Source organism: Streptococcus parasanguinis (genome assembly GCF_016648855.1).
In the GTDB taxonomy this organism is placed as follows: domain Bacteria; phylum Bacillota; class Bacilli; order Lactobacillales; family Streptococcaceae; genus Streptococcus; species Streptococcus parasanguinis_L.
Window position 1 is genome coordinate 178693 of record NZ_JACLQU010000002.1, and the last position, 24023, is coordinate 202715.

Sequence of the window (24023 nt, forward strand, 5' to 3'; positions counted from 1 at the left end):
AGGAGTAGATTTAATAGTACTGAGTGGTTCTAAATAAATCAGAACTTAGAATAAACCGTTGAATCAGATAAAATGATCCTATTTCTTTATACAGAAATATTTTAGATACTACCTGTATTATACATATTTATTTGTAAAAACGCAAGATAAGAGTTACCAAAAAATAAAAGTTTTTCCGAAGTTTTTATACTCCTATGATGAAGTATATTAGATGGTCGCAAGAAGAAAAGCAGTCCTGGCTTGGCTTTGCGTCACTTTTATGATTTCGAGCTATCAAGGATGTTTTCCTAAAAAATAAAATTATTCTCCTTTGACTATCATTTGCCTCTTCATTGTGTTATACTAGATAAGTTGCAAACTTGTATGAGAGAAATGGTGGGGAGGCAGAACAGATGGAAGGATTCTGTTCGAAAGAAGACTCCCGCAAAAAGGATCTTGTTGCCTGTTTGTTTGAAAAACAATCCCAGTCAGCAACATCCGTTAGGACGCAAAACATTTTTCTCTAAAGAAAATGTAGTCCATAACAGACGGACTAAGTTTTTCTTTAGATGAGTCTTGCGACAGGTAACCAGGAAGGCGACTTCCTATGCAATCAGTGCGTTTTCGCATTGAAAGAAGTGTGATAAAGTGGCTTCGCACCACTTTTTAGAAAGAAGAAAGAATTGAAATTCAATGAATTTAACTTATCTGCTGAATTATTAGCAGAAATCGAAAAAGCTGGCTTTGTAGAAGCAAGCCCGATCCAAGAACAAACCATTCCTTTGGCTCTTGAAGGAAAAGATGTCATCGGTCAAGCGCAAACAGGGACTGGTAAAACAGCTGCTTTCGGTCTTCCAACGTTGGAGAAGATTGATGTCGATAACACAGTGATCCAAGCCCTTGTCATTGCCCCAACGCGTGAATTGGCCGTTCAAAGTCAGGAAGAATTGTTCCGCTTTGGACGCAGTAAGGGTGTCAAGGTTCGCTCTGTCTATGGTGGATCAAGCATTGAAAAGCAAATTAAAGCTTTGAAGTCAGGTGCTCACATCGTTGTGGGAACACCTGGACGCTTGCTAGATTTGATCAAGCGCAAGGCCTTGAAGCTCGATCATATTGAAACCTTGATCCTGGATGAAGCAGATGAAATGCTCAACATGGGCTTCTTGGAAGATATCGAAGCCATCATTAGCCGTGTTCCAGAAACACGCCAAACTCTTCTCTTTTCAGCAACGATGCCAGAAGCCATCAAACGCATCGGTGTGCAGTTTATGAAAGAGCCAGAACACGTTAAGATTGCGGCCAAAGAATTGACCACCGATTTGGTCGATCAATACTATATCCGTGTCAAAGAGGGCGAAAAGTTTGATACCATGACCCGCTTGATGGATGTCGAGCAACCGGAGCTTGCCATTGTCTTTGGTCGGACTAAACGCCGGGTCGATGAATTGACTCGTGGCTTGAAGATTCGTGGTTTCCGTGCAGAAGGAATTCACGGAGATTTGGATCAAAACAAGCGTCTTCGAGTCCTTCGTGACTTTAAAAATGGGAACTTGGACGTCTTGGTAGCAACAGACGTTGCGGCACGTGGCTTGGATATTTCAGGTGTGACCCATGTCTACAACTACGATATTCCACAAGATCCAGAAAGCTATGTTCACCGGATCGGACGGACAGGTCGTGCTGGGAAAACAGGTCAATCCATTACCTTTGTATCGCCAAATGAAATGGGCTATTTGCAAATCATTGAGAACTTGACCAAAAAGCGGATGAAGGGAATGAAACCTGCAACAGCAGAAGAAGCCTTCCAAGCGAAAAAACAAGTAGCGCTGAAGAAAATTGAGCGAGACTTTGAAGATGAAAAAATCCGGACCAACTTTGAGAAGTTTGGCAAGGATGCTCGCAAATTGGCTGCAGAATTCACTCCTGAAGAATTGGCTATGTATATTTTGAGCTTGACCGTTCAAGATCCAGACAGCCTTCCAGAAGTTGAAATTGCGCGTGAAAAACCATTGCCATTTAAACCATCCGGTGGTGGCTTTGGTGGGAAAGGCAAAGGGGGCCGTGGAAATGGTCGTCGTGGAGACCAACGCCGTGATCGAAATCGCAGAGATGACCGTGAAGGTGGACGCCGTGATTTCAAACGCAAGTCAAATAAAAATAGCCGAGACTTTGAGGGCAAAGGTAATAAACGTCCTCATCGCACTTCCAATGAAAAGAAAAATGGCTTTGTCATCCGCAACAAAGGGGATAAATAAGTCCGAAGGAACGGTCTAGCAATAGGCCGTTTTTTTATATGAACATTAAAAATACAAGGGTTAACTAGCTGTTAACCCTTGTATATTTATAAGGAGACCTAAATGATAACTGACTCTTTTAGAAAAATGTATCATGATAAGGAGCATCCAAAAAAGTCAGACAACAGAAAGAATGAATTCCTAAAATGGAATATTTCTGTTAACATATTAAGTCTACAATTATTTCTAAGTCTTGTCAAGAATTTTTTCTTATTTTTTTAAAATTTTTGACTAGAAAAATAAAAATTGACAATCTCTTCTAAAAGGTTATAATGAATATAATAACTATACTAATTACAAAGAGGTGTCGCCCATGGTGATTTCATTAAAAAATGATGATCTAGAAGTACAATGTAAGACATTTGGAGGGGAATTGAGCTCCATTCGAAGTAAAGAAGGCATAGAATATCTCTGGCAAGGGGATCCAGAGTATTGGTCAGGACAAGCGCCCGTACTGTTTCCGATTTGCGGGAGCGTTCGTAATGGCCAAGTGCAGTATCATCTAAAAGATGGAGTGAAGACAGGCCAGCTTCCAAGACACGGCCTTATTCGGAAGAGAGAGTTTGAACTCAAAGAACAAACAGACCATCGTCTTGTCTTTGAAATTACCTATAACGACGAAAGCTTACAAAATTATCCCTACCATTTTCGAGTGGAAATTATCTATGAATTGCAGGGGAAAGAGATCACCATCACCTATCGCGTGCAAAATTTAGAGTCAGATCAAGTCATGCCTTATTTCATTGGAGGGCATCCAGCCTTTCGTTGTCCCCTTTTAGCAGATGAAGACTATGAAGACTACGAGTTGATTTTTGAAAAAGAAGAAAGCTGTAGCGTTCCTCTCTTGTTCACAGAAACCGGGTTGGTTGATCGCCTGCAGCGGACGCCATTTTTAGACCATAGTCGTAGCCTACCTTTGCGCCATGAACTATTTGAAAAAGACGCCATTATTTTAGATCAATTAGCTTCTAAATCTGTGCAGCTCCTCTCGAAAAAATCTGGTAAAGGTTTGGAATTTGCCTTTGCAGATTTTGAGAATCTCGTCCTTTGGTCTACCAATAACAAGGGGCCTTTCATTGCCTTGGAGCCTTGGACGGGTATTTCCACATCTGCAGAAGAGGGCGATTTCTTCGAAGATAAAAAAGGTGTGATCCAGTTGGCTCCTCAAGAAACACGGAGTCACCAGTACCGTATCACCATTTTGTAAATGAAAAACCGTTGGACTAAGGAGTCCGACGGTTCTTTTTGATATAGTTTAGCTTTGCTTGGCGTGATTTCTTTTTAAAGAGAGCCTCGGCAGACATAGCAGAGGGTTTATCTGGATAGGATTCTTGGTAAAGAAGTTTAACGGGGAGGCGAGCCCGTGTATATTTGGCGCCTTTTCCAGCATTGTGAGTCTTTAGGCGTTTTTCAACATCCGTGGTGTAGCCAGTGTAGAGGGAGCCATCCGCACACTCTAGGACATACATGTAAGCCTTAGTTTCCATAGTAGATCTCATGAATCTCGTCTGTATAGCTGCCGTCTTCATTGTGAATAAAGAGGGGAGGCAGAATTTTTAAACCATCCAGTGAGCCATCCTTGATCGCCTCAATCAACAACATATTCGCCTCTTTGGTCACTTTGGGATAGACAAACTGGATCCGCTTAGGTGCAAGATTGTAACGTTTCATGGTTTCGATGATATCCAAGAAGCGATCTGGACGATGGACCATCGCTAAGCGGCCATTTGATTTAAGAACTCGCTGAGCCACATGGCAAATCTCATCTAAATTGGTCGTAATTTCATGTCGAGCTAAGAGGTAGTGTTCACTCTCATTGAGATTGGAATGCTCATCCACCTTGAAATAAGGGGGATTGCAGAGGATAATATCCACCTTACTGCCCTTGATATGTTGGGGTAAATGCTTGAGATCATCGGTGATCATGGACATTTGCTGGTTCAAGCCATTGAGAGCAATGGAGCGGGTTGCCATATCCGCCAGACGTTCCTGTATTTCGACACCAATGATCTGGGCTTCTGTCCGAGTACTCGCAAAAAGTCCCACGGCCCCATTTCCAGCGCAGAGATCTACGATCAAGCCCCGCTTGGGCAATTTTGGAAAGCGCGAGAGCAGGACGCTATCCACGGAATAACTAAAGACTTCCCGATTTTGTATAATTTTCACATCACTTGAAAAAAGTTGATTGACGCGCTCGCCGTCTTTTAATTCGATATCTGTCATGGCTCTATTATAGCATGAAAAGAGGCCTGGGGAAAGATCGATAAAACATAAAAAGTTGAGAGTTTTTACTCTCAACTTTTTTAATCAAATTCATATTTTTGGAGAATTGTAGTGAGGATAAAGACTCCTGTAAAGATGGCCATCAATGCCAGATAAACTGGGAAAGTAGTGGCTGTAAGGAGGGAAATCTCGATCAAGTTTTTCAACACGATCGCAGATGCGTAGAATCCTACTACAGAGAAGAGGATGAGGAGGGCCCGCCAGATATTTAGTGGCAGGCAAGCACGGATAACGGATAGGAAACCGATGGATCCAAGTAAGTAGTAGGATACAGTAGACATATCGGCTGCAGACCAACCATGGCTTGCTCCCCAAAGGCGAATGAACAAAACACTAAAGACGACCATCAAGGCGCTTGGTAAGGCTAACAGAAGGGAACGTCTCAAGAAGTGTTTTTCAACCGGTTTGATATTGCGTTCAAAGGTCAACACAAATGGTGGGAATCCTTCGACGAATTGGTCAATCAGGGTGATTTGAATAGGGATGAAAGGGAAAATCAGCAAATAGTTGACGTTAAAGAAGAGAGCACTGGCAATACAGATGATAGCCAAGAGGAAGGAATAGATCGTTTTGATAAAGAAGATTGGAGCGATTCGTCCAATGTTATTCACCACACGACGGCCTTCAAAAAGAATTTCTGGAACGTCATTAAAGTCAGAGTTCAAAAGAACAATATTGGCAATTTGACGGGTTGCAGGATCTCCCTCAGCCATTACGATGGAGCAGTCTGCTTCGCGAAGAGCAAGGATATCATTGACCCCATCTCCTGTCATAGCAGTTGTCCGACCAGCTGCTTTCAAGGTTTGGATAAGCAGTTTTTTCTGGTGAGGGGACACGCGCCCAAAGATAGCTGTTTCTTCTGCTTGATCCACTAATTGATCATCAGAAATTTTTGAACAATCAATGTAGTTCTCATAATTTTTGAAGCCAGCTTGTTGAGCGATATAAGAGACCGTCACAGGGTTGTCACCGGAGATGATTTTGAGATCCACTCCTTGAGAGCGCAAATACTCAAGAGTATCTGAAGCCCCTTCACGAATGGGGTCTGTAATCTCAATAACTGCAATCCCTTCAAGATTTTCAGGCAGTTTCAATTCCTGCATGCTGATCAGTTCTGAACTGTGAGCCAAGACGAGCACGCGCGATCCACGAGCTTGTGCTTCGACGACAGCAGCTGGATTTTCTTTCAGGAGCATTTCAGGAGCACCGAGAAAGACGGTTCCAAGGTTGGATAGGTGCATGGCTCCCCATTTCCGATCACTTGAGAAAGGAATAATATTTTCCGCAGTATAGGCATGCTCCAACTCCCCATAAGCCTTGCGAATAGCTTGAGCAGTAGGATTGGTGTCCTCGCTATTTTGCATGTAAGCTGAAAGGATAACTTTGATGGTTTCCTCAGAAAAATGATCAGATAAGCTATGGAGAGCTTCAACTGTCATCTTCCCTTGGGTGATGGTACCGGTCTTATCAAGGCACAAGGTATCCACACGCGCCAGGGTTTCTACTGAGTACATTTCTTGGACAAGAACCTTGCGCATGCCGAGCTTAATAACCGCTGTCAAAAGAGACGTAACTGTCAGTAAGGCAATTCCTTTTGGCAACATTCCCAGGAGAGCTGTGGAAGAATTCACGACAGAATCTTTGATTGGCAGCATCTTGATCAACAATGCTTCAAAGAAGAGGGCAAGGCCAAATGGAATGATAATTTTACCAGTGAAGCTTGAAATTTTCGCTAAGTTATAAAGAATACGCGAATTGATAGGTTTCAAGGTCTTGGCTTCCATCATCAGTTTGTTGGCATAGTTGTTTGCTCCAACTCGCTTGACACGGGCATAGACTTGACCACTGGCAATATAACTACCAGAAAGCAGTTCATCACCAACTTCTTTTAAGACCAGATCACTCTCACCAGTCAGCATAGCTTCATTGGCTTCAGCGATACCAGACATGACTTCGGCATCACTAGGGATCTGCTCACCCGAAGATAAGAGCATTAAATCACCTAGAACAAGCTTTTCTGGTGGAATCGCATCTTTTTCCCCGTCACGAATGACAGTCACTAGCTCACGACTCATGAGGTTGAGCTTATCAATCATCCGCTTGGCGCGCATCTCGGTCATGATCCCTGTAATGGCATTGAAGCAAATGACTGCGAAAAAGATCATATTGCTCCAGGCCTGTACAGCAGCCAAGGCCACAGCAATCACAAAGTTTAAGGTATTAAACAAGGTGAAGACGTTGCGCTTGATAATTTGCCAGGTACTGGTACTTGTATTCGTTGTAAAATCATTGGTTTGTCCGCGATCCATTTTCTTGCGGACTTCACTGAGGGACAAGCCCTTTAAATCAATAGTTTCCATAGACAATATGATATCATTTTTTTGAGAAAAAGACTATCTAGAATCGGTCCGCTGAGACAATTTTTATCTAAAAAAGGTTTGCGGTCAAAATCAGGATACGGTATAATAAGAAAGAACCTTTTACAGGATGGAATATCTTGTAGAGAGACGAATGAAATGGATTTGAGGAACAACTATGTTTTATACCTATTTACGTGGCCTTGTTGCCTTTATTCTTTGGGTTTTAAATGGGAATGCCCATTACCATCATAAGGACAATATTCCAGATCGAAAAGAGAACTACATCTTGGTATCGCCTCACCGGACTTGGTGGGATCCGGTCTATATGGCCTTTGCGACCAAGCCAAAGCAGTTTATCTTTATGGCGAAAAAAGAGCTCTTCACCAATCGTATTTTTGGCTGGTGGATTCGCATGTGTGGGGCTTTTCCGATCGACCGTGAAAATCCAGGAGCAGAAGCCATTAAGTATCCTGTCAATATGCTGAAAAAGAGCAACCGTTCTTTGATTATGTTCCCAAGTGGAAGCCGTCATTCTCAAGACGTCAAAGGCGGTGTTGCCATCATTGCCAAAATGGCGAAGGTCCGTATCATGCCAGTGACTTATACTGGTCCAAGAGACTTGAAAGGGTTGGCAACAGGTGAACGCATTGATATGAACTTTGGACATCCCATTGATATTTCGGATATTAAAAAGATGAATGACGAAGGAGTGGCAGAGGTTGCCCGCCGTATCCAGGAGGAATTTGATCGCTTGGATGCGGAAGCACAAGCGATCAACACCCCAACAAAACCTTTTATCTTGATTCGTTTGTTAAAAATCCTTTTGATTCCTCTTGTCTTAGTAGTGGGCATCTTGACCTTGCTCTTTAGTTACCTGGCAAGCTTTGTATGGGATCCAGACAAACATCGGAAAAACAAGTAAAAAAACTGAGAGTCTTTCTCAGTTTTTTTTTATTTTTACGAATAATAAAAGTGAGAGGAGGTTTCTTATGGAGGATATCATCGAAAAAATCAAAGAATATAAGCTCTTTTTGGCTCTTACAGCTATCGGACTCTTACTTGGAGGGTATTTTCTTTTTCATCGACCTCAGTCAAGTGCATCCACCATACCGGATCTTTATCAGGCTTCGAGTTCAACTTCGAGCAAAGAAAAGGTGCAGACCACTAGTTCCAAAGAAGAAAAGACGACGACTTCTGTGTCTGATGCACCCGAGATCATTACGGTCGATGTCAAAGGAGCCGTCAAACAACCAGGGGTCTATGAGTTGCGCTCCAATAGCAGAGTCCACGATGCCATTTATAAGGCAGGCGGGATGACAGCAGATGCCAATAGCCAATCGGTCAACTTGGCGCAAAAACTCACCGATGAAGCAGTGATCTATGTTGCTAAAGAAGGGGAGGATGTTCCAGCACTTGGGAGTTCAGAAAGTCCTGCAACTTCGTCAGCACCAGCAGAAAAAACAGGCAAGGTCCGTTTAAATCGAGCGACCGAGTCAGAGCTCCAAACCGTATCAGGCATTGGACAGAAACGTGCCCAGGACATTATCGCCTATCGCGAAGCAAATGGTCCTTTTCGATCAGTGGATGATCTGAAGAATGTTTCAGGAATCGGAGAGAAAACACTGGAGAAACTAAGAGATGCTTTCACGGTGGATTAAAGACCTTCCTTTTTCGCTTGTCCATCTCGCCTTTGTGCTCCTATGGCTGTATTTTAGTATCTATCAACCATCTTGGCTTTCGATCAGCGGTCTAGTAGTAGTGGGAATTTTAGCAGTTCATCACTATAAAGGGGAGCGCTCAAGTTTGCTAGGGCTTGCTTTAGCAACCCTTTGTTTTGCGGCCTTCTTTGTCTTTCAGCGAATACAGGATCATCCAGTACAAGCAGAAAGTCAGCCCCCATCCCACTTACGTCTGATTCCAGATAGCATCAAGATCAATGGGGACGCCCTGTCTTTTCGTGCTAAAAATCAGGGAAGGACCTACCAAGTCTTCTACACTTTAAAATCAGAAAAAGAAAAACAGCAGTGGCAAAGTCAAACTCATTTGTTGGAGTTGACGTATAAAGGTGCTATAGAAGAGCCAGAAGGGCAGCGAAATTTTAGAGGATTTGACTATCGAGCTTATTTGAAGACTCAGGGAATATATCACCAAATTAGAATTGAAACGATCCAATCCGCGCTTCCTATACAGACTTGGAATGTTTTTGACTGGCTGTCTCAATGGAGGCGACAAGCCATTGTTTGGAGTAAAGAGCACTTTCCGCAGCCAATGAACCAGTATATGACCGGCCTTCTTTTTGGCTATTTAGATAAGGATTTTGAAGAGATGGACCAGCTTTACACGAGTTTAGGAATCATCCATTTATTCGCCTTATCTGGGATGCAGGTCGGCTTTTTCATCAATGGGATACGAAAAGGTCTCTTACGTCTAGGAATCTTGCAAGAGACAGTTGATATCTGGATGGTTCCAATTTCTTTGGTCTATGCTGGCTTGACAGGTTTTTCAGTTTCAGTGGTTCGCAGTCTCTTGCAAAAGATCCTCTCTCAAAAGGGGATCCGAGGGATGGAGAATATGGCGATGACCCTGATGCTCTTAATGCTGCTTGTGCCCAAGTTTCTCCTGACCGCTGGAGGGGTCTTGAGTTGTGCCTATGCCTTTATTTTGACCTTGGTAGATACCAGTTCTTATTCAGGACTGAAAAAGCTACTAGTGGAAAGTTTCTGGATTAGCCTGGGGATTTTGCCCCTTTTGACCTATTACTTTAGTGTCTTTCAACCCTGGTCACTCCCTTTAACCTTCCTCTTTTCTTTCTTATTTGACCTTGTCCTTCTTCCAGGTTTAACGGTGCTATTTATCTTATCGATTCTAAAGCCCCTTACAATTTTTAACAGTTTCTTTCTTCTCATAGAGGAGTGTATTCGTTGGATTTCAAAGCTCACGTCGCTACCGTTGGTATTTGGTCAGCCGACGGGACCAGCTCTGATCGCTCTCTTCCTTCTTTTAGGGATCTTGTATGATCTTCGAAAGCAAAAAAAACGTCGTTTCCTGTTAATAGGCATGATTCTACTCATCTTTTGTTGGACCAAGCATCCTTTAGAAAATGAGATTACCATGGTGGATATCGGTCAAGGAGACAGTATCTTTTTACGTGATTGGAGAGGAAGAACCATTTTGATTGATGTCGGAGGACGCGTCACTTTTAAAAGTGGAGACAAGTGGCAAGAGCGCAGTCAATCTGCCAATGCGGAACAAACCTTGATTCCCTATCTCAAGAGTCGAGGTGTTGGAAAACTCGATGCTCTGGTCTTGACCCATACAGATCAGGACCATATGGGCGATATGGTCGAGGTTGCCAGACAAATCCCGGTTAAAAAAGTGTATGTCAGTCCAGGCAGTCTAACCAGTTCCAAATTTCAAGAGAAATTGAAACAGCTTCATAGTCCAGTTAAAGTAGTCCAGAGAGGGGATCAACTTCCTATTTTTGATCATCATCTCGAAGTCTTATCTCCTGATGAAGTGGGGGATGGCAAAAATAATGATTCGATTGTCCTCTATGGGCAGTTTTATCAAAAAAGGTTTTTGTTTACAGGTGATCTGGAAGAAGCTGGGGAGAAAAAACTATTGGGAAACTATCCCCAATTACAAGTGGATATCTTGAAAGTAGGCCACCACGGATCGAAAGGTTCCTCTAGTGATGTATTTTTGGATCAGCTACATCCCCAATTGGCCTTAATCTCCGTTGGAAAGAAAAATCGCTATCAGCACCCTCATAAAGAATTGCTTGATCGTTTAGAGGAACGATCCATTTCTTACCTTCGTACCGATGAAAGAGGAGCGATTCGCTTGATTGGGTGGGATCATTGGAGGGTAGAAACGGTCCGCTAGAGATGAGGAGAGGTTTGCTTTCTATGCTGAAAATTGCTATTATAGAAGGTGAAATCAATGTAAAGGTAGAATCGTATGAACGCATTTAAGCAATTTTGGATACAGTATGCAGATTTTTCAAGTAAGACCAGTCGAGCTCATTTTTGGCTAGCTTTTTTCTGGAATTTCCTGATTTCTTTGCCTCTTTGGGTTTTTTACATCGTGACTTCTTTATCCCATCAAAATGCTCAAGAAATACTCAATTTTTCAACTGTTCATTCTAAAACAGGTCTATGGGCACTCGCTTTCTTAGCATTCTTTTACTTCCTCATTTTGGTACCCAGTCAAGCCATTTGTGTGCGTCGCTTGCGGGATGCTGGGATCCATTGGTCTTGGATCTTTTTGAACCTTGGTCCGGTTTTACTCTATTTATTGTCAGGGCTAGATATTTTCCTATTTCTTTGGGTGATTACAGTTATTTCTCTCTTGATTCTCATGATGCTTCCAGGAAAAAATACCTTCCCACAACCAGTAGAAACTCCTATGGGAGTAACTTCTGAACCACAGGTCACAGCGACAGAAGGAAGCTTTGGAGGCAGCTCGTTTGAGCAAATTCCTAATTTTGTAGCAGCTCCAGATTTGTCCGACGAAAAACCACCATTGGAACAAAAAATGGCTGCTGAACACGAAATCCACTAAACGGATAAAGATAAGAGAGTTTCATGCAAGCAATTACCGACACTAAACATCTGACGGTTCAAACTCTGCCTTCTATTCTTGTCTTGACAGGCGAGGATGTAGGTCAATTTGAATGGTTAAAAAAAGACATTTTAAAAAAAATAGGCTATGATCCCTCAGATTTGAATTATTCTTATTTTGATATGAAGGAAGCCTCCTATGCTGAGGTAGAGCTGGATTTGGTCAGTCTTCCCTTTTTCGCTGATGAAAAAATTGTGATTTTGGATCACTTATTGGATCTGACTACTGCCAAAAAACGCTATTTAACAGATGAAGATCTGAAGCAATTTGAAAACTACCTGGAAAATCCTTCTGAATCGACCCATTTGCTGATATTTGCAGAAGGGAAATTAGATAGTAAGCGTCGCTTGGTCAAACTCCTAAAACGGGATGCCCAAATCATTGAAGCGGCGACTCCTAAAGAGCAAGAGGTAAAGCGCTATTTTGCAAGCCAAGCCCAAGAATTGGGCCTGCAGTTTGTGGGCGATTCCTTGGACCAACTACTCTTAAAATCTGGCTATGATTTTGGAGAGTTACAGAAGAATCTCGCTCTTTTGCAGGCTTATAAAGAGGATGGTCAGATTACCCTCGAAGATATTGAGGAGGTTGTTCCCAAAACCTTGCAAGATAATATTTTTGATCTGACCCAAATGATTCTCAAACGCCAAATCGATCAAGCTCGGAATTTGGTGAAAGATCTCCGCTTACAAGGAGAAGATGAAATAAAATTGATTGCTATTCTGTTGGGGCAATTCCGAATGTTTTCTCAAGTAAAAATATTTTCAGAAGAAGGTCAATCCGAAAACCAAATCGTAGCGAGCTTGTCGGAGTTGTCAGGACGCAAGGTCAATCCATATCAGGTGAAGTTTGCCTTACGGGATAGCCGCAAACTTTCCCTGTCCTTTTTGAAGCAGGCCATGATGACCTTCATCGAGACGGATTATGCAATTAAAAGTGGAACGTATGATAAAGACTACTTATTTGATTTGGCACTGTTGAAAGTAGCGAATAGCGTCTAACGATGAATGAAATCGCAAGCAGATTAGTTGAATAATTTAGCTGTTTGCGTTATCATCAAATCAGTAATAAAGAAAAGAGGACCATAAAATGGCTATCATTTTACCAGAATTACCATATGCTTATGATGCATTGGAACCTTATATCGATGAAGAAACCATGCATTTGCACCATGATAAACACCATCAAACATATGTAAACAATGTGAATGCAGCTCTTGAAAAACATCCTGAAATTGGAGAAGACCTTGAAAGCTTGTTAGCTGATGTTGAATCCATTCCAGCTGATATTCGCCAAGCTGTGATCAACAATGGTGGTGGTCATTTGAACCACGCTCTTTTCTGGGAATTGATGACTCCAGAACAAACAGCTCCTTCAGCAGAACTTGCTGCAGCGATTGATGCTACATTTGGTTCATTTGAAGACTTCAAAGCAGCCTTCACAGCAGCAGCAACGACACGTTTTGGTTCTGGCTGGGCATGGTTGGTTGTTAACAAAGAAGGCAAACTTGAAGTCACTTCAACAGCAAACCAAGATACACCAATCTCTGAAGGAAAAACACCAATCCTTGGTTTGGATGTTTGGGAACATGCCTACTACGTAAAATACCGTAACGTACGTCCTGACTACATCAAAGCTTTCTTCTCAGTGATCAACTGGAATAAAGTTAATGACTTGTTTGCAGCAAAATAATAAAATAAAGGAATCTATAAGAGCGACAATTGGCTCTTATAGATTTTTTTGTTTGTATCCGGAAAATCGGAGTATAATTTCTTGCGTTTGGACAGGAAAATGATACACTAATAGGAGTGTGTCTTACTTATCAGAAGCCCAGTTTGAAGGGCCTAGGCAAGGAAAAGATAAACCTTAAAATGAAAACTGAAACATTCAGGGAGAAATGAAATGACTAGTATTACCATTACTAAAGGAGCCGTTGAGACGCCTATCTATTTGCGGATGTTGAATCGTCATGGCTTGATTGCAGGTGCAACAGGAACAGGAAAAACGGTTACTCTCAAGGTCCTAACAGAAAAATTAAGCAAAGAAGGCATTCCGGTCTTTCTAGCCGATATCAAGGGAGATTTATCTGGCTTAGCCAAAGCCGGGCAATGGACGCCAAAACTGGAAGAACGCTACAAGCTTCTTGGGATCACAGATCCGTTTGAGCCACAAGCTTTCCCTGTTCGATTGTGGGACGTCTTTGGCCAAGCTGGTCATCCTGTTCGTGCGACTGTCGAAGGGATGGGGTCATTGCTTCTGTCTCGTCTGCTTGATTTGAATGAAACCCAATCAGGAATTCTCGCAATTGTCTTTAAAGTAGCCCAAGAGAAAGATTGGCCTTTGATTGATTTGAAGGACCTGCAAAGCCTTTTAAAGGAAGTCTATGAACACAGTTCAGACTATTCGGCCCAATATGGCAATATCACCAAACAATCTGTCGGAGCCATCCAAAGAAGTCTCTTGGTTCTTGAAGAAGAAGGAGCAGACCAATTTTTCGGAGAGTCCGCACTTGATTTAAATGACTTCATGCAACTCGATGCATCTGGTCGTGGTTATATCAATATTCTTTCGGCTACAAAGCTCTTTCATTCACCAAAATTGTACTCAACCTTTTTGATTTGGATGCTGTCTCGTCTTTTTGAAACACTTCCAGAGGTTGGGGATCCTGAAAAGCCAAAATTGGTCTTCTTCTTTGATGAAGCGCATCTCCTCTTTAAGGATGCAAGCAAGCTCTTTCTTGAGAAGGTTGAGCAAGTGGTACGCCTAATTCGTTCGAAGGGTGTAGGGATTTACTTTATTACCCAAAATCCTCAAGACCTTCCAGAATCTGTTTTGGCACAGCTTGGAAATCGTGTTCAGCATGCTCTTCGGGCATATACACCCAAAGAAATGAAGGCGATTAAGGTTGCTGCCCAAAGTTTTCGTCCGAATCCAGATTTTGATACAGAAACAGTGATCACAGAATTAGGGACAGGGGAAGCCTTGGTTTCTTTCCTGAATGAGAAGGGGCAACCTAGTGTTGTTGAGCGTGCTTACATTCTCTCTCCTCAATCGAGTTTTGACCTCTTAAATGAGAGTGAACAATTGGCCTTGATCACAACATCGCCTTTCCATCAAAAGTATGCGACGACGATTGATCGGGAATCTGCCTATGAAAAATTAGCAGCTAAAGCAAGCAAGGAAGCAAAAGAAGAAGAGCAAAAAGAAGCAGAAAAAGAACGAGCTGCGGCGGAAAAAGCAGAGCAAAAACGCAGTCCAGGTCGCCCAAGAAAATCCAGTCTTGAAAAAGCCAAGGATTCCTTCTTGAGTTCCTTATTCCGGACGATTGCGCGTGAGATTGCTAAGCTAATTATGGGCTCTTTTAAACGTAAATAAGCCTTTTATGAAAAGAAAAAAACTTTTTAAAAAGAAACCGTTTTCTCTTTCTGATAATTCTTGTTATTTTCAGTAGAATCTTTTATAATTAATCTCGTATGAAAAAATATTTTAATCTACGCTCGATCATGATTGCGGTCAGTATTTTATTGTGCTTAGTGGGAACAAGCGCACTGGGCTACTTGCATGTTACGCAACCAACAGCATCAGCAATTGAAAAAAAAGCAAAGAAAACAAAAGAAGCAAAAGAACAAGATATCGAAAAGTCTACCCCTGAGACGAAAAAACCGCGTGTCAAATCTCCTGAAGCTAAGCAAGCAGTAGTAGATGCAGACATGGAAACGATGAGTGCTTATGGCCTTGTCTATGATTATGCTAATAAAGGCTTGGTAGAGGTTGTTCAGGATTTCCTAGCGGAAAGTGGAATTGATCCGTCACAAGTTGCCTTCACGTATCGCAATGCCATTACTGGAGAGCAATTTGCCATGAATGATCTTCAACCAATGACGGCAGGTAGTACCTATAAGCTACCCTTGAACATGTTGGTGGTGGATGAAGTTGCAAAGGGCAAACTGAATTTAACAGACCGGTTTGACATTACCAACACCTACTATGAATATGTAGGGGAGCATGACAATTACGTTGCTGCCTTTGATGGAGCTATGTCTATCCCTGATATGCAGCGCTATTCATTGGTTTACTCTGAAAATACCCCAGCCTATGCTTTGGCAGATCGTTTAGGGGGGATGGAGCAAGCGCGCAAGTTATTCAGTCGTTATGGTCAATCCCGTTCACCAGAAGTCAAAACCTTTAGCGAAGATAATAAAACGACAACAGATTATTACATCCATGTCTTGGAATATCTTTGGAATCATCAAGAAAAATATGCAGATTTACTAGAACTGATCGGGGAGTCTTTCCCAGGTGAGTACTATAAGAAATTCTTGCCAGATTTGGTCATTCAACAAAAACCGGGCTATGTTGCGGAAGCGCTCAATGTGGATGCCATTGTCCATGAATCGACCCCTTATTTGGTTGCCATCTATACTGCAGGACTGGGTGGAACGACCCCAGAAAGTTCTGAAATCAGTGGTGTTGGTCTTTATCAGTTGGGAGAACTAGCTTATGTCATCAATGAATGGCATCGTGTGAATATGAATGAATAATTGACGGAAGGTCTGAGGGTTGCTCAGACCTTTTCTTCTATCACAGTAGCATAAAATTCACTTGGTGTTTCGAAATACTTTTCTGTTTTAAAGAGGCTTCTTTCCCTCTTCTATCAAAAAAATATGTTATACTAATTAATAGTAATAAGAGGAAGTATAAACATGATTACAAAGGAAGATTACCAGTTGGTCCGCTCGCATCCAGCCTTCTCTGCGTTGCCAGTGGAGCTATTTGATAAATTAGCTGTTGAAATTCATGCTAGGGATATCCAAAAAGGACAAATTTTATTTTATGCAGGAGATAAGCGGGATCGCATTTTTCTTCTTTCAAAAGGCTTTGCTCGCATTGAGCAATTCGATTCGTCTGATCAATTTTCCTATATGGATTATATCAAGAAAGGGGCCCTGTTCCCTTATGGTGGGATGTTTCAGGATGAGCGTTACCACTATACAGCTAGTGCGGTGACAGATTTGCGCTGTTTCGTTATCCCCGTCAACCTCTATGAATTATATGCTCAAGAGAGTAAGGAGCAGTTGCTCTTCATTACGAGAAAGCTCTCGTCAATTTTAGAATTTCAAGAGTTGCGTCTACGTAATGTCGTGACAGCTAGTGCCAGTGAGCGTGTGGTTCAATCTTTAGCTATCTTGTGTAAGGACTATGAAAGTTTAGGAAATCAACTTCCATTTCCAATCAGTATGAAGGAAATGGCCAAATTAGCGGCCACAACCCGAGAAACCGTCAATCAAGTTTTAAAGAAACTCATCGATTCTCATAAGATACAGTATGAGAGAAAACAATTAACCTTTCTAGATACAGCCTACTTTTTAAAGAGTTTTAAAGAGATCAATTAATTTGTTGATCTTTTTTATTTTTGTAAAAAAATATATATTCATAAAAACAATATAAAAAACAAAATATGCAAAGAAAACGCTTCATATTAACTAAAAAATAGGAATAATTCAAAATAATGCCAAATTCTTTGCATTAAAAAAGTAGAATCCTTCATGAAAGCGGTACCAATTGGTGATAAAATAAAACCTGTAAACGGGATTAGGTAAGCTAAACCGCAAGAAAAAGGAGGACTATAGATGTCTACACACCCAATTCATGTTTTCTCAGAAATTGGAAAACTGAAAAAAGTTTGTTTGCACCGTCCAGGTAAAGAGTTGGAAAACTTGATGCCTGACTATCTTGAACGTCTTCTTTTTGATGATATTCCTTTCTTGGAAGATGCTCAAAAAGAACACGACGCATTTGCTGAAGCACTTCGTAACGAAGGTATCGAAGTACTTTATCTTGAACAGTTAGCTGCTGAGTCATTGACTTCTCCAGAAATTCGCGATCAGTTCATCGAAGAATACCTTGAAGAAGCGAACATTCGTGGACGCCAAACAAAAATTGCGATCCGTGAATTGCTTCACAGCATTGAAGACAACCAAGAATTGGTTGAAAAAACAATGGCAGGGGTTCAAAAAGCTGAACTTCCAGAAATTCCTGAAGAAGCAAAAGGATTGACAGACCTTGTTGAATCTGACTATCCATTTGCTATCGACCCAATGCCAAACTTGTACTTCACACGTGACCCATTTGCGACAATTGGTAATGCAGTATCATTGAACCACATGTACGCAGATACACGTAACCGTGAAACTTTGTATGGTAAATACATCTTCAAATACCACCCAGTTTACGGTGGAAAAGTTGAACTTGTCTACAACCGTGAAGAAGATACTCGTATCGAAGGTGGAGATGAGTTAGTACTTTCTAAAGATGTATTGGCAGTTGGTATCTCACAACGTACAGATGCTGCATCAATCGAAAAATTGTTGGTAAACATCTTTAAGAAGAACGTTGGCTTCAAAAAAGTATTGGCCTTCGAATTTGCTAACAACCGTAAATTCATGCACTTGGATACAGTATTCACAATGGTGGACTACGATAAATTCACAATCCACCCAGAAATCCAAGGTAACCTTCGCGTCTTCTCTGTAACTTATGAAAACGAACAATTGAAGATCGTTGAAGAAAAAGGTGATTTGGCTGAATTGCTTGCTGAAAACCTTGGTGTTGAAAAAGTTACATTGATCCCTTGTGGCGATGGCAATGTGGTTGCTGCTGCTCGTGAACAATGGAACGACGGTTCAAATACTCTTACAATCGCACCTGGTGTGGTAGTCGTATACGACCGTAACACAGTCACAAACAAGAAATTAGAAGAATACGGACTTCGTTTGATCAAGATCCGCGGAAGTGAATTGGTTCGCGGTCGTGGTGGACCTCGTTGTATGTCAATGCCATTTGAACGTGAAGAAATCTAATGTAGAAGACCGAGAGCTGGTCTTGAGGGATCAGCTCTTCCTTCTTACTGATCAATACTAGAAAGAAATAGGAGACAATTAGAATGACAAATTCAGTGTTCCAAGGACGTAGCTTCTTGGCAGAAAAAGACTTTACACGCGCAGAGTTAGAATACCTCATCGGACTTTCAGCTCACTTGAAAGACCTTAAAAAACGCAACATCCAACACCACTATCTTGCTGGAAAAAACATTGCACTTTTGTTTGAAAAAACTTCAACTCGTACTCGTGCTGCCTTCACAACAGCAGCTATCGACCTTGGTGCTCACCCAGAATACCTAGGTGCAAACGACATCCAACTTGGTAAAAAAGAATCTACAGAAGATACTGCTAAAGTTCTTGGACGTATGTTTGACGGTATCGAATTCCGTGGTTTCAGCCAACGTATGGTTGAAGAATTGGCTGAATTCTCAGGTGTTCCAGTATGGAATGGTTTGACTGACGAATGGCACCCAACTCAAATGCTTGCAGACTACTTGACAGTTCAAGAAAACTTTGGACGTTTGGAAGGTTTGACACTTGTATACTGTGGTGATGGCCGTAACAACGTTGCGAACAGCCTTCTTGTAACAGGTGCTATCCTTGGTGTGAACGTACACATCTTCTCACCAAAAGAACTCTTCCCAGAAAAAGAAATCGTTGAATTGGCAGAAGGATTTGCAAAAGAAAGTGGCGCTCATATCTTGATCACTGAAGATGCTGACGAAGCAGTGAAAGGTGCAGACGTACTTTACACTGACGTTTGGGTATCTATGGGTGAAGAAGACAAATTTGCAGAACGTGTTGCCCTTTTGAAACCTTACCAAGTAAACATGGATTTGATTAAGAAAGCTGATAACGAAGACTTGATCTTCTTGCACTGCTTGCCAGCCTTCCACGATACAAACACTGTTTACGGTAAAGATGTTGCTGAAAAATTCGGCGTAGAAGAAATGGAAGTTACTGACGAAGTGTTCCGCAGCAAATATGCTCGTCACTTTGACCAAGCTGAAAACCGTATGCACACAATTAAAGCGGTTATGGCAGCTACTCTTGGTAACTTGTACATTCCAAAAGTTTAAGACTTAACCGTATACCAACAGCTATAGGGGCTGGACTGCTAGCTTTAGTCCTGCCCCTATTTTTTATAGAAAGGGAAAATTCATGTCAAGAAAAATCGTCGTTGCTTTGGGAGGAAATGCTATTCTCTCATCTGATCCTTCTGCGCAAGCTCAACAAAAAGCACTTGTAGAAACAGCTAAACACTTAGTTAAATTAATCAAAAATGGGGATGAGTTGATCATCACTCATGGAAATGGTCCTCAAGTAGGGAACCTCTTGCTCCAACATTTGGCTGCAAATTCTGAAAAGAACCCAGCTTTCCCACTTGATTCATTAGTTGCTATGACCGAAGGAAGTATTGGCTACTGGCTTCAAAACGCTCTTCAAAATGCTCTTCTTGAAGAAGGAATTGAAAAAGATGTGGCTTCTGTTGTGACACAAGTCGTTGTTGATAAGAACGACCCAGCTTTCGTTAACCTCAGCAAACCAATTGGCCCATTCTACTCAGAAGAAGAAGCAAAAGCAGAAGCTGAAAAATCAGGTGCAACTTTCAAAGAAGATGCTGGTCGTGGCTGGCGTAAAGTTGTGGCTTCACCAAAACCAGTGGATATCAAAGAAATCAATACCATTCGTACTTTGTTGAACGACGGTCAAGTCGTGGTAGCTGCTGGTGGTGGGGGTATCCCGGTTGTGAAAGAAGCAGATGGTAGCTTGACTGGTGTTGAAGCGGTTATCGATAAAGACTTTGCATCTCAACGTTTGGCTGAATTGGTAGAAGCAGACCTCTTCATCGTCTTGACTGGTGTCGATTATGTCTTTGTGAACTACAACAAACCAGACCAAGCGAAATTGGAACATGTGAATGTGGCTCAATTGGAAGAATATATCAAACAAGACCAATTTGCACCAGGAAGCATGCTTCCTAAGGTGGAAGCTGCCATTGCCTTTGTAAATGGTCGCCCAGAAGGAAAAGCAGTTATTACATCACTTGAAAACCTTGGAGCTTTGATTGAGTCTGAAAGTGGAACAATCATCCAAAAAGACTAATGAAAAATTAGGAAAAAACTAGTATTTTAAAGCTTATTGTGATAGAATAAGTCTATAGGTAAGCGTTTTACAAGAGACTCTTGTAAAACATCACTCACACTTTGTTGCGTTAGGAGGAAGACAAATGAGTGAAAAAACGAAAAAAGGATTTAAGATGCCTTCATCTTTTTCCGTATTGTTGATCATCATTGCCATTATGGCAGTGTTAACTTGGATCATTCCAGCTGGTCAATACAAAGTTGACGATGCAGGTGCTATCATTGCAGGTAGTTATGAATCTGTAAAAGCACATCCTCAAGGAATTTGGGATGTCTTGATGGCCCCAATCAATGCCATGCTTGGTAAAGCACCAACCAGTGCAGCGATTGACGTAGCCTTCTTCATCTTGATGGTCGGTGGTTTCCTTGGAGTTGTGAACGAAACAGGTACCCTTGATGTAGGGATTGCTTCTATCGTTCGTAAATACAAAGGCCGCGAAAAAATGTTGATTTTGATCTTGATGCCATTGTTTGCCCTTGGTGGTACAACTTATGGTATGGGTGAAGAAACCATGGCCTTCTATCCACTTCTTGTACCTGTTATGATGTCCGTTGGTTTTGACAGCTTGACAGGGGTAGCCATTATCCTCTTAGGATCACAAATCGGATGTTTGGCGTCAACATTGAACCCATTTGCGACAGTTATCGCATCTGATACTGCAGGTATCTCAAGTGCTTCAGGTCTCTTACTTCGTGTGATCTTCTGGATCGTATTGACAGGACTTAGCACATACTATGTATACCGTTATGCAGATAAGGTTCAAAAAGACCCAACCAAATCTCTCACCTATGCAACTCGTGAAGAAGATTTGAAACACTTCAACGTTGATAGTGGCGAAGAAATTCCTTCACAAATGAACAAGAAACAAAAACGTGTCTTGGTCGTCTTCATCTCAACATTCGTGATCATGGTTGCTGGATTTATCCCATTCAAAGATTTGGGTATTAAATTCTTTGAAACCTTCAACGAATCTCTCCATAAAATTCCAGTACTTGGTCAATTGATCGGTAACACAGATGCTCTTGGTACATGGTACTTCCCACAAACAGCTATGCTCTTTGCCTTCATGGGAATCCTCGTTGGTATCATTTATGGCTTGAAAGAAGATAAAATCATTTCATCTTTCATGAATGGTGCAGCTGACCTCTTGAGTGTTGCTCTTATCGTAGCGGTAGCACGTGGTATCCAAGTCATCATGAATGATGGTATGATCACTGCAACAATTCTTCACTGGGGTGAAGAAGGACTGAAAGGTCTTTCATCTCAATTGTTCATTGTCTTGACTTACATTTTCTACTTGCCAATGTCATTCTTGATCCCATCATCATCTGGTCTTGCCAGCGCAACAATGGGTATCATGGCACCTCTTGGTAAATTCGTCAATGTACCAGGTAGCTTGATTGTCACAGCTTACCAATCTGCATCTGGTGTCTTGAACTTGATCGCACCAACTTCAGGTATCGTAATGGGAGCTCTTGCTCTTGGACGTGTTGACTTGAGTGCATGGTGGAAATTCATGGGTAAATTGGTCGTAGCGATTGTTGTGATCACCATTGCCCTTCTTCTACTAGGAACTGTGGTTCCATTCTTGCAATAGAATAAAGTAGGTGTTTCATGAAAAATAGAATAAAGAACGATGTAAAAGAGCAGTTTTTAAACTCGCTTCAAACCATCATTTCTTACCCCTCAGTATTAAACGAAGGGGAAAATGGAACACCGTTTGGACAAGCTATCCAAGATGTCCTAGAAAAAACCTTAGAGCTTGCTCGAGAATTAGGTTTTCAAACATATATAGATCCTGAAGGATACTATGGATATGCAGAGATCGGTCAGGGGGAAGAACTCCTGGCCGTTCTTTGTCACTTGGATGTTGTTCCAGCCGGTGATCTAAAAGATTGGCAAACGCCACCTTTTGAAGCGACCATTGTCGGTGACTATCTAGTAGGTCGTGGTGTGCAGGATGATAAGGGGCCGTCACTCGCTGCCCTCTATGCAGTTAAGAGTTTACTGGATGATGGCATCCAGTTTACCAAACGAATCCGCTTTATTTTTGGGACGGATGAAGAAACCTTGTGGCGCTGTATGAACCGCTACAACCAAATCGAAGAGCAAGCAGATCTTGGATTTGCACCGGATTCTTCTTTCCCATTAACCTATGCTGAAAAAGGCTTATTACAAGTGAAATTGCATGGTCCAGGTTGGGATGATCTTCCCTTACAGGCTGGTCAGGCCCTCAATGTTGTTCCAGACAAGGCGACCTATGCGGGTCATCGTTTGGAAGAGTTGCTTCCTGTTTTGGATCAAAGTGGGGTTCAGTATAGCCAAACAGAAGATTCTGTAACGGTCTTGGGTGTTTCCAAGCATTCTAAAGATGCAGCTGAAGGAGTGAATGCTATTGTCGGTTTAGCGGAAAGTTTATCCCTCATCCAACCCCATCCAGCCTTGCTCTTTATTGCAGATGCTGTTGGTGAGGATGCAACGGGAGAAGCTTTATTTGGCAAAATTACAGATGAACCAAGTGGCGATCTTTCCTTCAATCTTGCGACCCTTGTGATCGATCAAGAACAATCGGAAATCGGGATTGATATCCGGATCCCCGTCTTAGCAGATAAGGAGGCCTTAGTAGCTCGTTTGCGAGAAATTGCAGCTAGTTATCAGTTGGAATATGAAGAGTTTGATTATCTGGCTCCTTTATATGTTCCTTTGGATAGTCCTTTAGTCAGCTCTTTGATGGCCGTCTACCAGGAAGAAACTGGTGATAAGACGCCAGCTATGTCTTCTGGTGGTGCGACATTTGCGCGGACCATGGAAAATTGTGTCGCTTTTGGGGCTCTTTTCCCAGGTGCAGAACAGACCGAGCACCAAGCCAATGAACGTGCAAAAATTGACGATCTCTATTCTGCGATGGAAATCTATCGAGAAGCCATTCAACGCTTAGCCACCATATAAAAAAGTTTGGAAACTTGGTTTCCAAACTTTTTATTTACTAAAGAAGAAAGGTGGTGTGAATTCTTTTAATTTTTCAAAACAATCCAAAGCTCCTTGATTGTCTTCGCAGATGACCAAACAGACATCGTCTCCACAGATGGTAGCTACAATTTCTTGAAGTTCCAATGCATCTAAGATAGCTCCAAAGGATTGGGCAAGACCTGGAAGAGTTTTTACAACGACTTGGTTTTGAACCGGCCGTAACATGACTAAGGCATCTTCCATATACATCCGCAGGCGCTTTTCCCAACGGGAAGGAGCGATGGTGTTCATGGCATAGTAGGAACTATCCCCCTCGTTAATTTTCACCAGATTCAAGGATTTGACATCTCGTGAAAGGGTGGACTGGGTAACGAGAACGCCATTGGCTTCTAAGGCTTCTTGAAGTTCTTGTTGGGTATGAATCCTACGCTCAGAAATAATCGAGCGGATCAAGCGGTGGCGGCTTTCAATTTTATTCATGAGAGACTCCT

The 24023-nt window shown here is 41.9% G+C and carries 20 protein-coding genes; 16 read left to right on the top strand and 4 right to left on the bottom strand.

Annotated features, from left to right (window positions below; genetic code table 11):
- Positions 1-662 precede the first annotated feature (662 nt).
- Positions 663-2234, top strand: a complete 1572-nt coding sequence (locus H7T92_RS02265) for a DEAD/DEAH box helicase (protein WP_049486402.1) — start codon at positions 663-665, stop codon at positions 2232-2234.
- Between the two features lie 352 nt (positions 2235-2586).
- Positions 2587-3480 (top strand): aldose 1-epimerase family protein, encoded by an 894-nt coding sequence (locus tag H7T92_RS02270; protein WP_201036883.1) that lies wholly within the window; start codon positions 2587-2589, stop codon positions 3478-3480.
- A gap of 16 nt (positions 3481-3496) precedes the next feature.
- Here H7T92_RS02270 and H7T92_RS02275 read toward each other — a convergent pair whose 3' ends face one another.
- The 3 genes from H7T92_RS02275 to H7T92_RS02285 all read right to left on the bottom strand — a co-directional run bounded on the left by H7T92_RS02275 (position 3497) and on the right by H7T92_RS02285 (position 6916).
- Positions 3497-3760, bottom strand: coding sequence for a GIY-YIG nuclease family protein (locus tag H7T92_RS02275; protein WP_004219743.1), 264 nt, complete (start codon positions 3758-3760; stop codon positions 3497-3499).
- Positions 3750-4496 carry a tRNA1(Val) (adenine(37)-N6)-methyltransferase gene (locus tag H7T92_RS02280; protein ID WP_021152863.1) on the bottom strand — a complete coding sequence of 249 codons (747 nt, stop codon included), beginning with the start codon at positions 4494-4496 and terminating at the stop codon, positions 3750-3752. The genes H7T92_RS02275 and H7T92_RS02280 overlap by 11 nt, the downstream gene beginning before the upstream one ends.
- Positions 4497-4576: 80 nt before the next feature.
- Positions 4577-6916 carry a cation-translocating P-type ATPase gene (locus H7T92_RS02285; protein ID WP_070673820.1) on the bottom strand — a complete coding sequence of 780 codons (2340 nt, stop codon included), beginning with the start codon at positions 6914-6916 and terminating at the stop codon, positions 4577-4579.
- A 175-nt stretch (positions 6917-7091) separates the two neighbouring features.
- Here H7T92_RS02285 and H7T92_RS02290 point away from each other — a divergent pair, with 175 nt between their 5' ends.
- The 14 genes from H7T92_RS02290 (at position 7092) to H7T92_RS02355 (ending at position 23511) form a co-directional block, all read left to right on the top strand.
- Positions 7092-7838 (top strand): lysophospholipid acyltransferase family protein, encoded by a 747-nt coding sequence (locus H7T92_RS02290; RefSeq protein WP_070673821.1) that lies wholly within the window; start codon positions 7092-7094, stop codon positions 7836-7838.
- Positions 7839-7905: 67 nt separating this feature from the next.
- On the top strand, positions 7906-8574 hold the full coding sequence (locus tag H7T92_RS02295) for a helix-hairpin-helix domain-containing protein (RefSeq protein WP_201036884.1): 669 nt from the start codon (positions 7906-7908) through the stop codon (positions 8572-8574).
- Positions 8555-10801, top strand: coding sequence for a DNA internalization-related competence protein ComEC/Rec2 (locus H7T92_RS02300; protein ID WP_201036886.1), 2247 nt, complete (start codon positions 8555-8557; stop codon positions 10799-10801). The genes H7T92_RS02295 and H7T92_RS02300 overlap by 20 nt, the downstream gene beginning before the upstream one ends.
- A gap of 75 nt (positions 10802-10876) precedes the next feature.
- Positions 10877-11479, top strand: a complete 603-nt coding sequence (locus H7T92_RS02305; RefSeq protein ID WP_070673824.1) for a DUF805 domain-containing protein — start codon at positions 10877-10879, stop codon at positions 11477-11479.
- 23 nt (positions 11480-11502) lie between these two features.
- Positions 11503-12537, top strand: coding sequence for a DNA polymerase III subunit delta (gene holA, locus H7T92_RS02310; protein ID WP_201036888.1), 1035 nt, complete (start codon positions 11503-11505; stop codon positions 12535-12537).
- Positions 12538-12625: 88 nt separating this feature from the next.
- Positions 12626-13228 (top strand): superoxide dismutase SodA, encoded by a 603-nt coding sequence (gene sodA / locus H7T92_RS02315; protein ID WP_201036890.1) that lies wholly within the window; start codon positions 12626-12628, stop codon positions 13226-13228.
- 210 nt (positions 13229-13438) lie between these two features.
- Complete coding sequence (locus H7T92_RS02320) at positions 13439-14911, top strand: helicase HerA-like domain-containing protein (protein ID WP_201036892.1); 1473 nt, start codon at positions 13439-13441, stop codon at positions 14909-14911.
- A 98-nt stretch (positions 14912-15009) separates the two neighbouring features.
- A complete protein-coding gene (locus H7T92_RS02325; RefSeq protein WP_195422904.1) occupies positions 15010-16077 on the top strand; it encodes a serine hydrolase in 1068 nt (355 codons plus the stop codon).
- Positions 16078-16239: 162 nt separating this feature from the next.
- On the top strand, positions 16240-16929 hold the full coding sequence (locus H7T92_RS02330) for a Crp/Fnr family transcriptional regulator (RefSeq protein ID WP_070673828.1): 690 nt from the start codon (positions 16240-16242) through the stop codon (positions 16927-16929).
- A gap of 237 nt (positions 16930-17166) precedes the next feature.
- Positions 17167-18396 carry an arginine deiminase gene (arcA, locus tag H7T92_RS02335; RefSeq protein WP_049514063.1) on the top strand — a complete coding sequence of 410 codons (1230 nt, stop codon included), beginning with the start codon at positions 17167-17169 and terminating at the stop codon, positions 18394-18396.
- An 83-nt stretch (positions 18397-18479) separates the two neighbouring features.
- A complete protein-coding gene (argF, locus tag H7T92_RS02340; protein ID WP_070660144.1) occupies positions 18480-19496 on the top strand; it encodes an ornithine carbamoyltransferase in 1017 nt (338 codons plus the stop codon).
- 82 nt (positions 19497-19578) lie between these two features.
- Positions 19579-20523 carry a carbamate kinase gene (arcC, locus tag H7T92_RS02345; protein ID WP_049472138.1) on the top strand — a complete coding sequence of 315 codons (945 nt, stop codon included), beginning with the start codon at positions 19579-19581 and terminating at the stop codon, positions 20521-20523.
- Positions 20524-20647: 124 nt separating this feature from the next.
- Positions 20648-22159, top strand: coding sequence for a YfcC family protein (locus tag H7T92_RS02350; RefSeq protein ID WP_049497262.1), 1512 nt, complete (start codon positions 20648-20650; stop codon positions 22157-22159).
- 17 nt (positions 22160-22176) lie between these two features.
- On the top strand, positions 22177-23511 hold the full coding sequence (locus tag H7T92_RS02355) for a dipeptidase (RefSeq protein ID WP_070673830.1): 1335 nt from the start codon (positions 22177-22179) through the stop codon (positions 23509-23511).
- Between the two features lie 30 nt (positions 23512-23541).
- Here the strand turns inward: H7T92_RS02355 and H7T92_RS02360 are convergent, their stop codons facing one another.
- A complete protein-coding gene (locus tag H7T92_RS02360; RefSeq protein WP_003006364.1) occupies positions 23542-24012 on the bottom strand; it encodes an arginine repressor in 471 nt (156 codons plus the stop codon).
- Between the last annotated feature and the right edge of the window lie 11 nt (positions 24013-24023).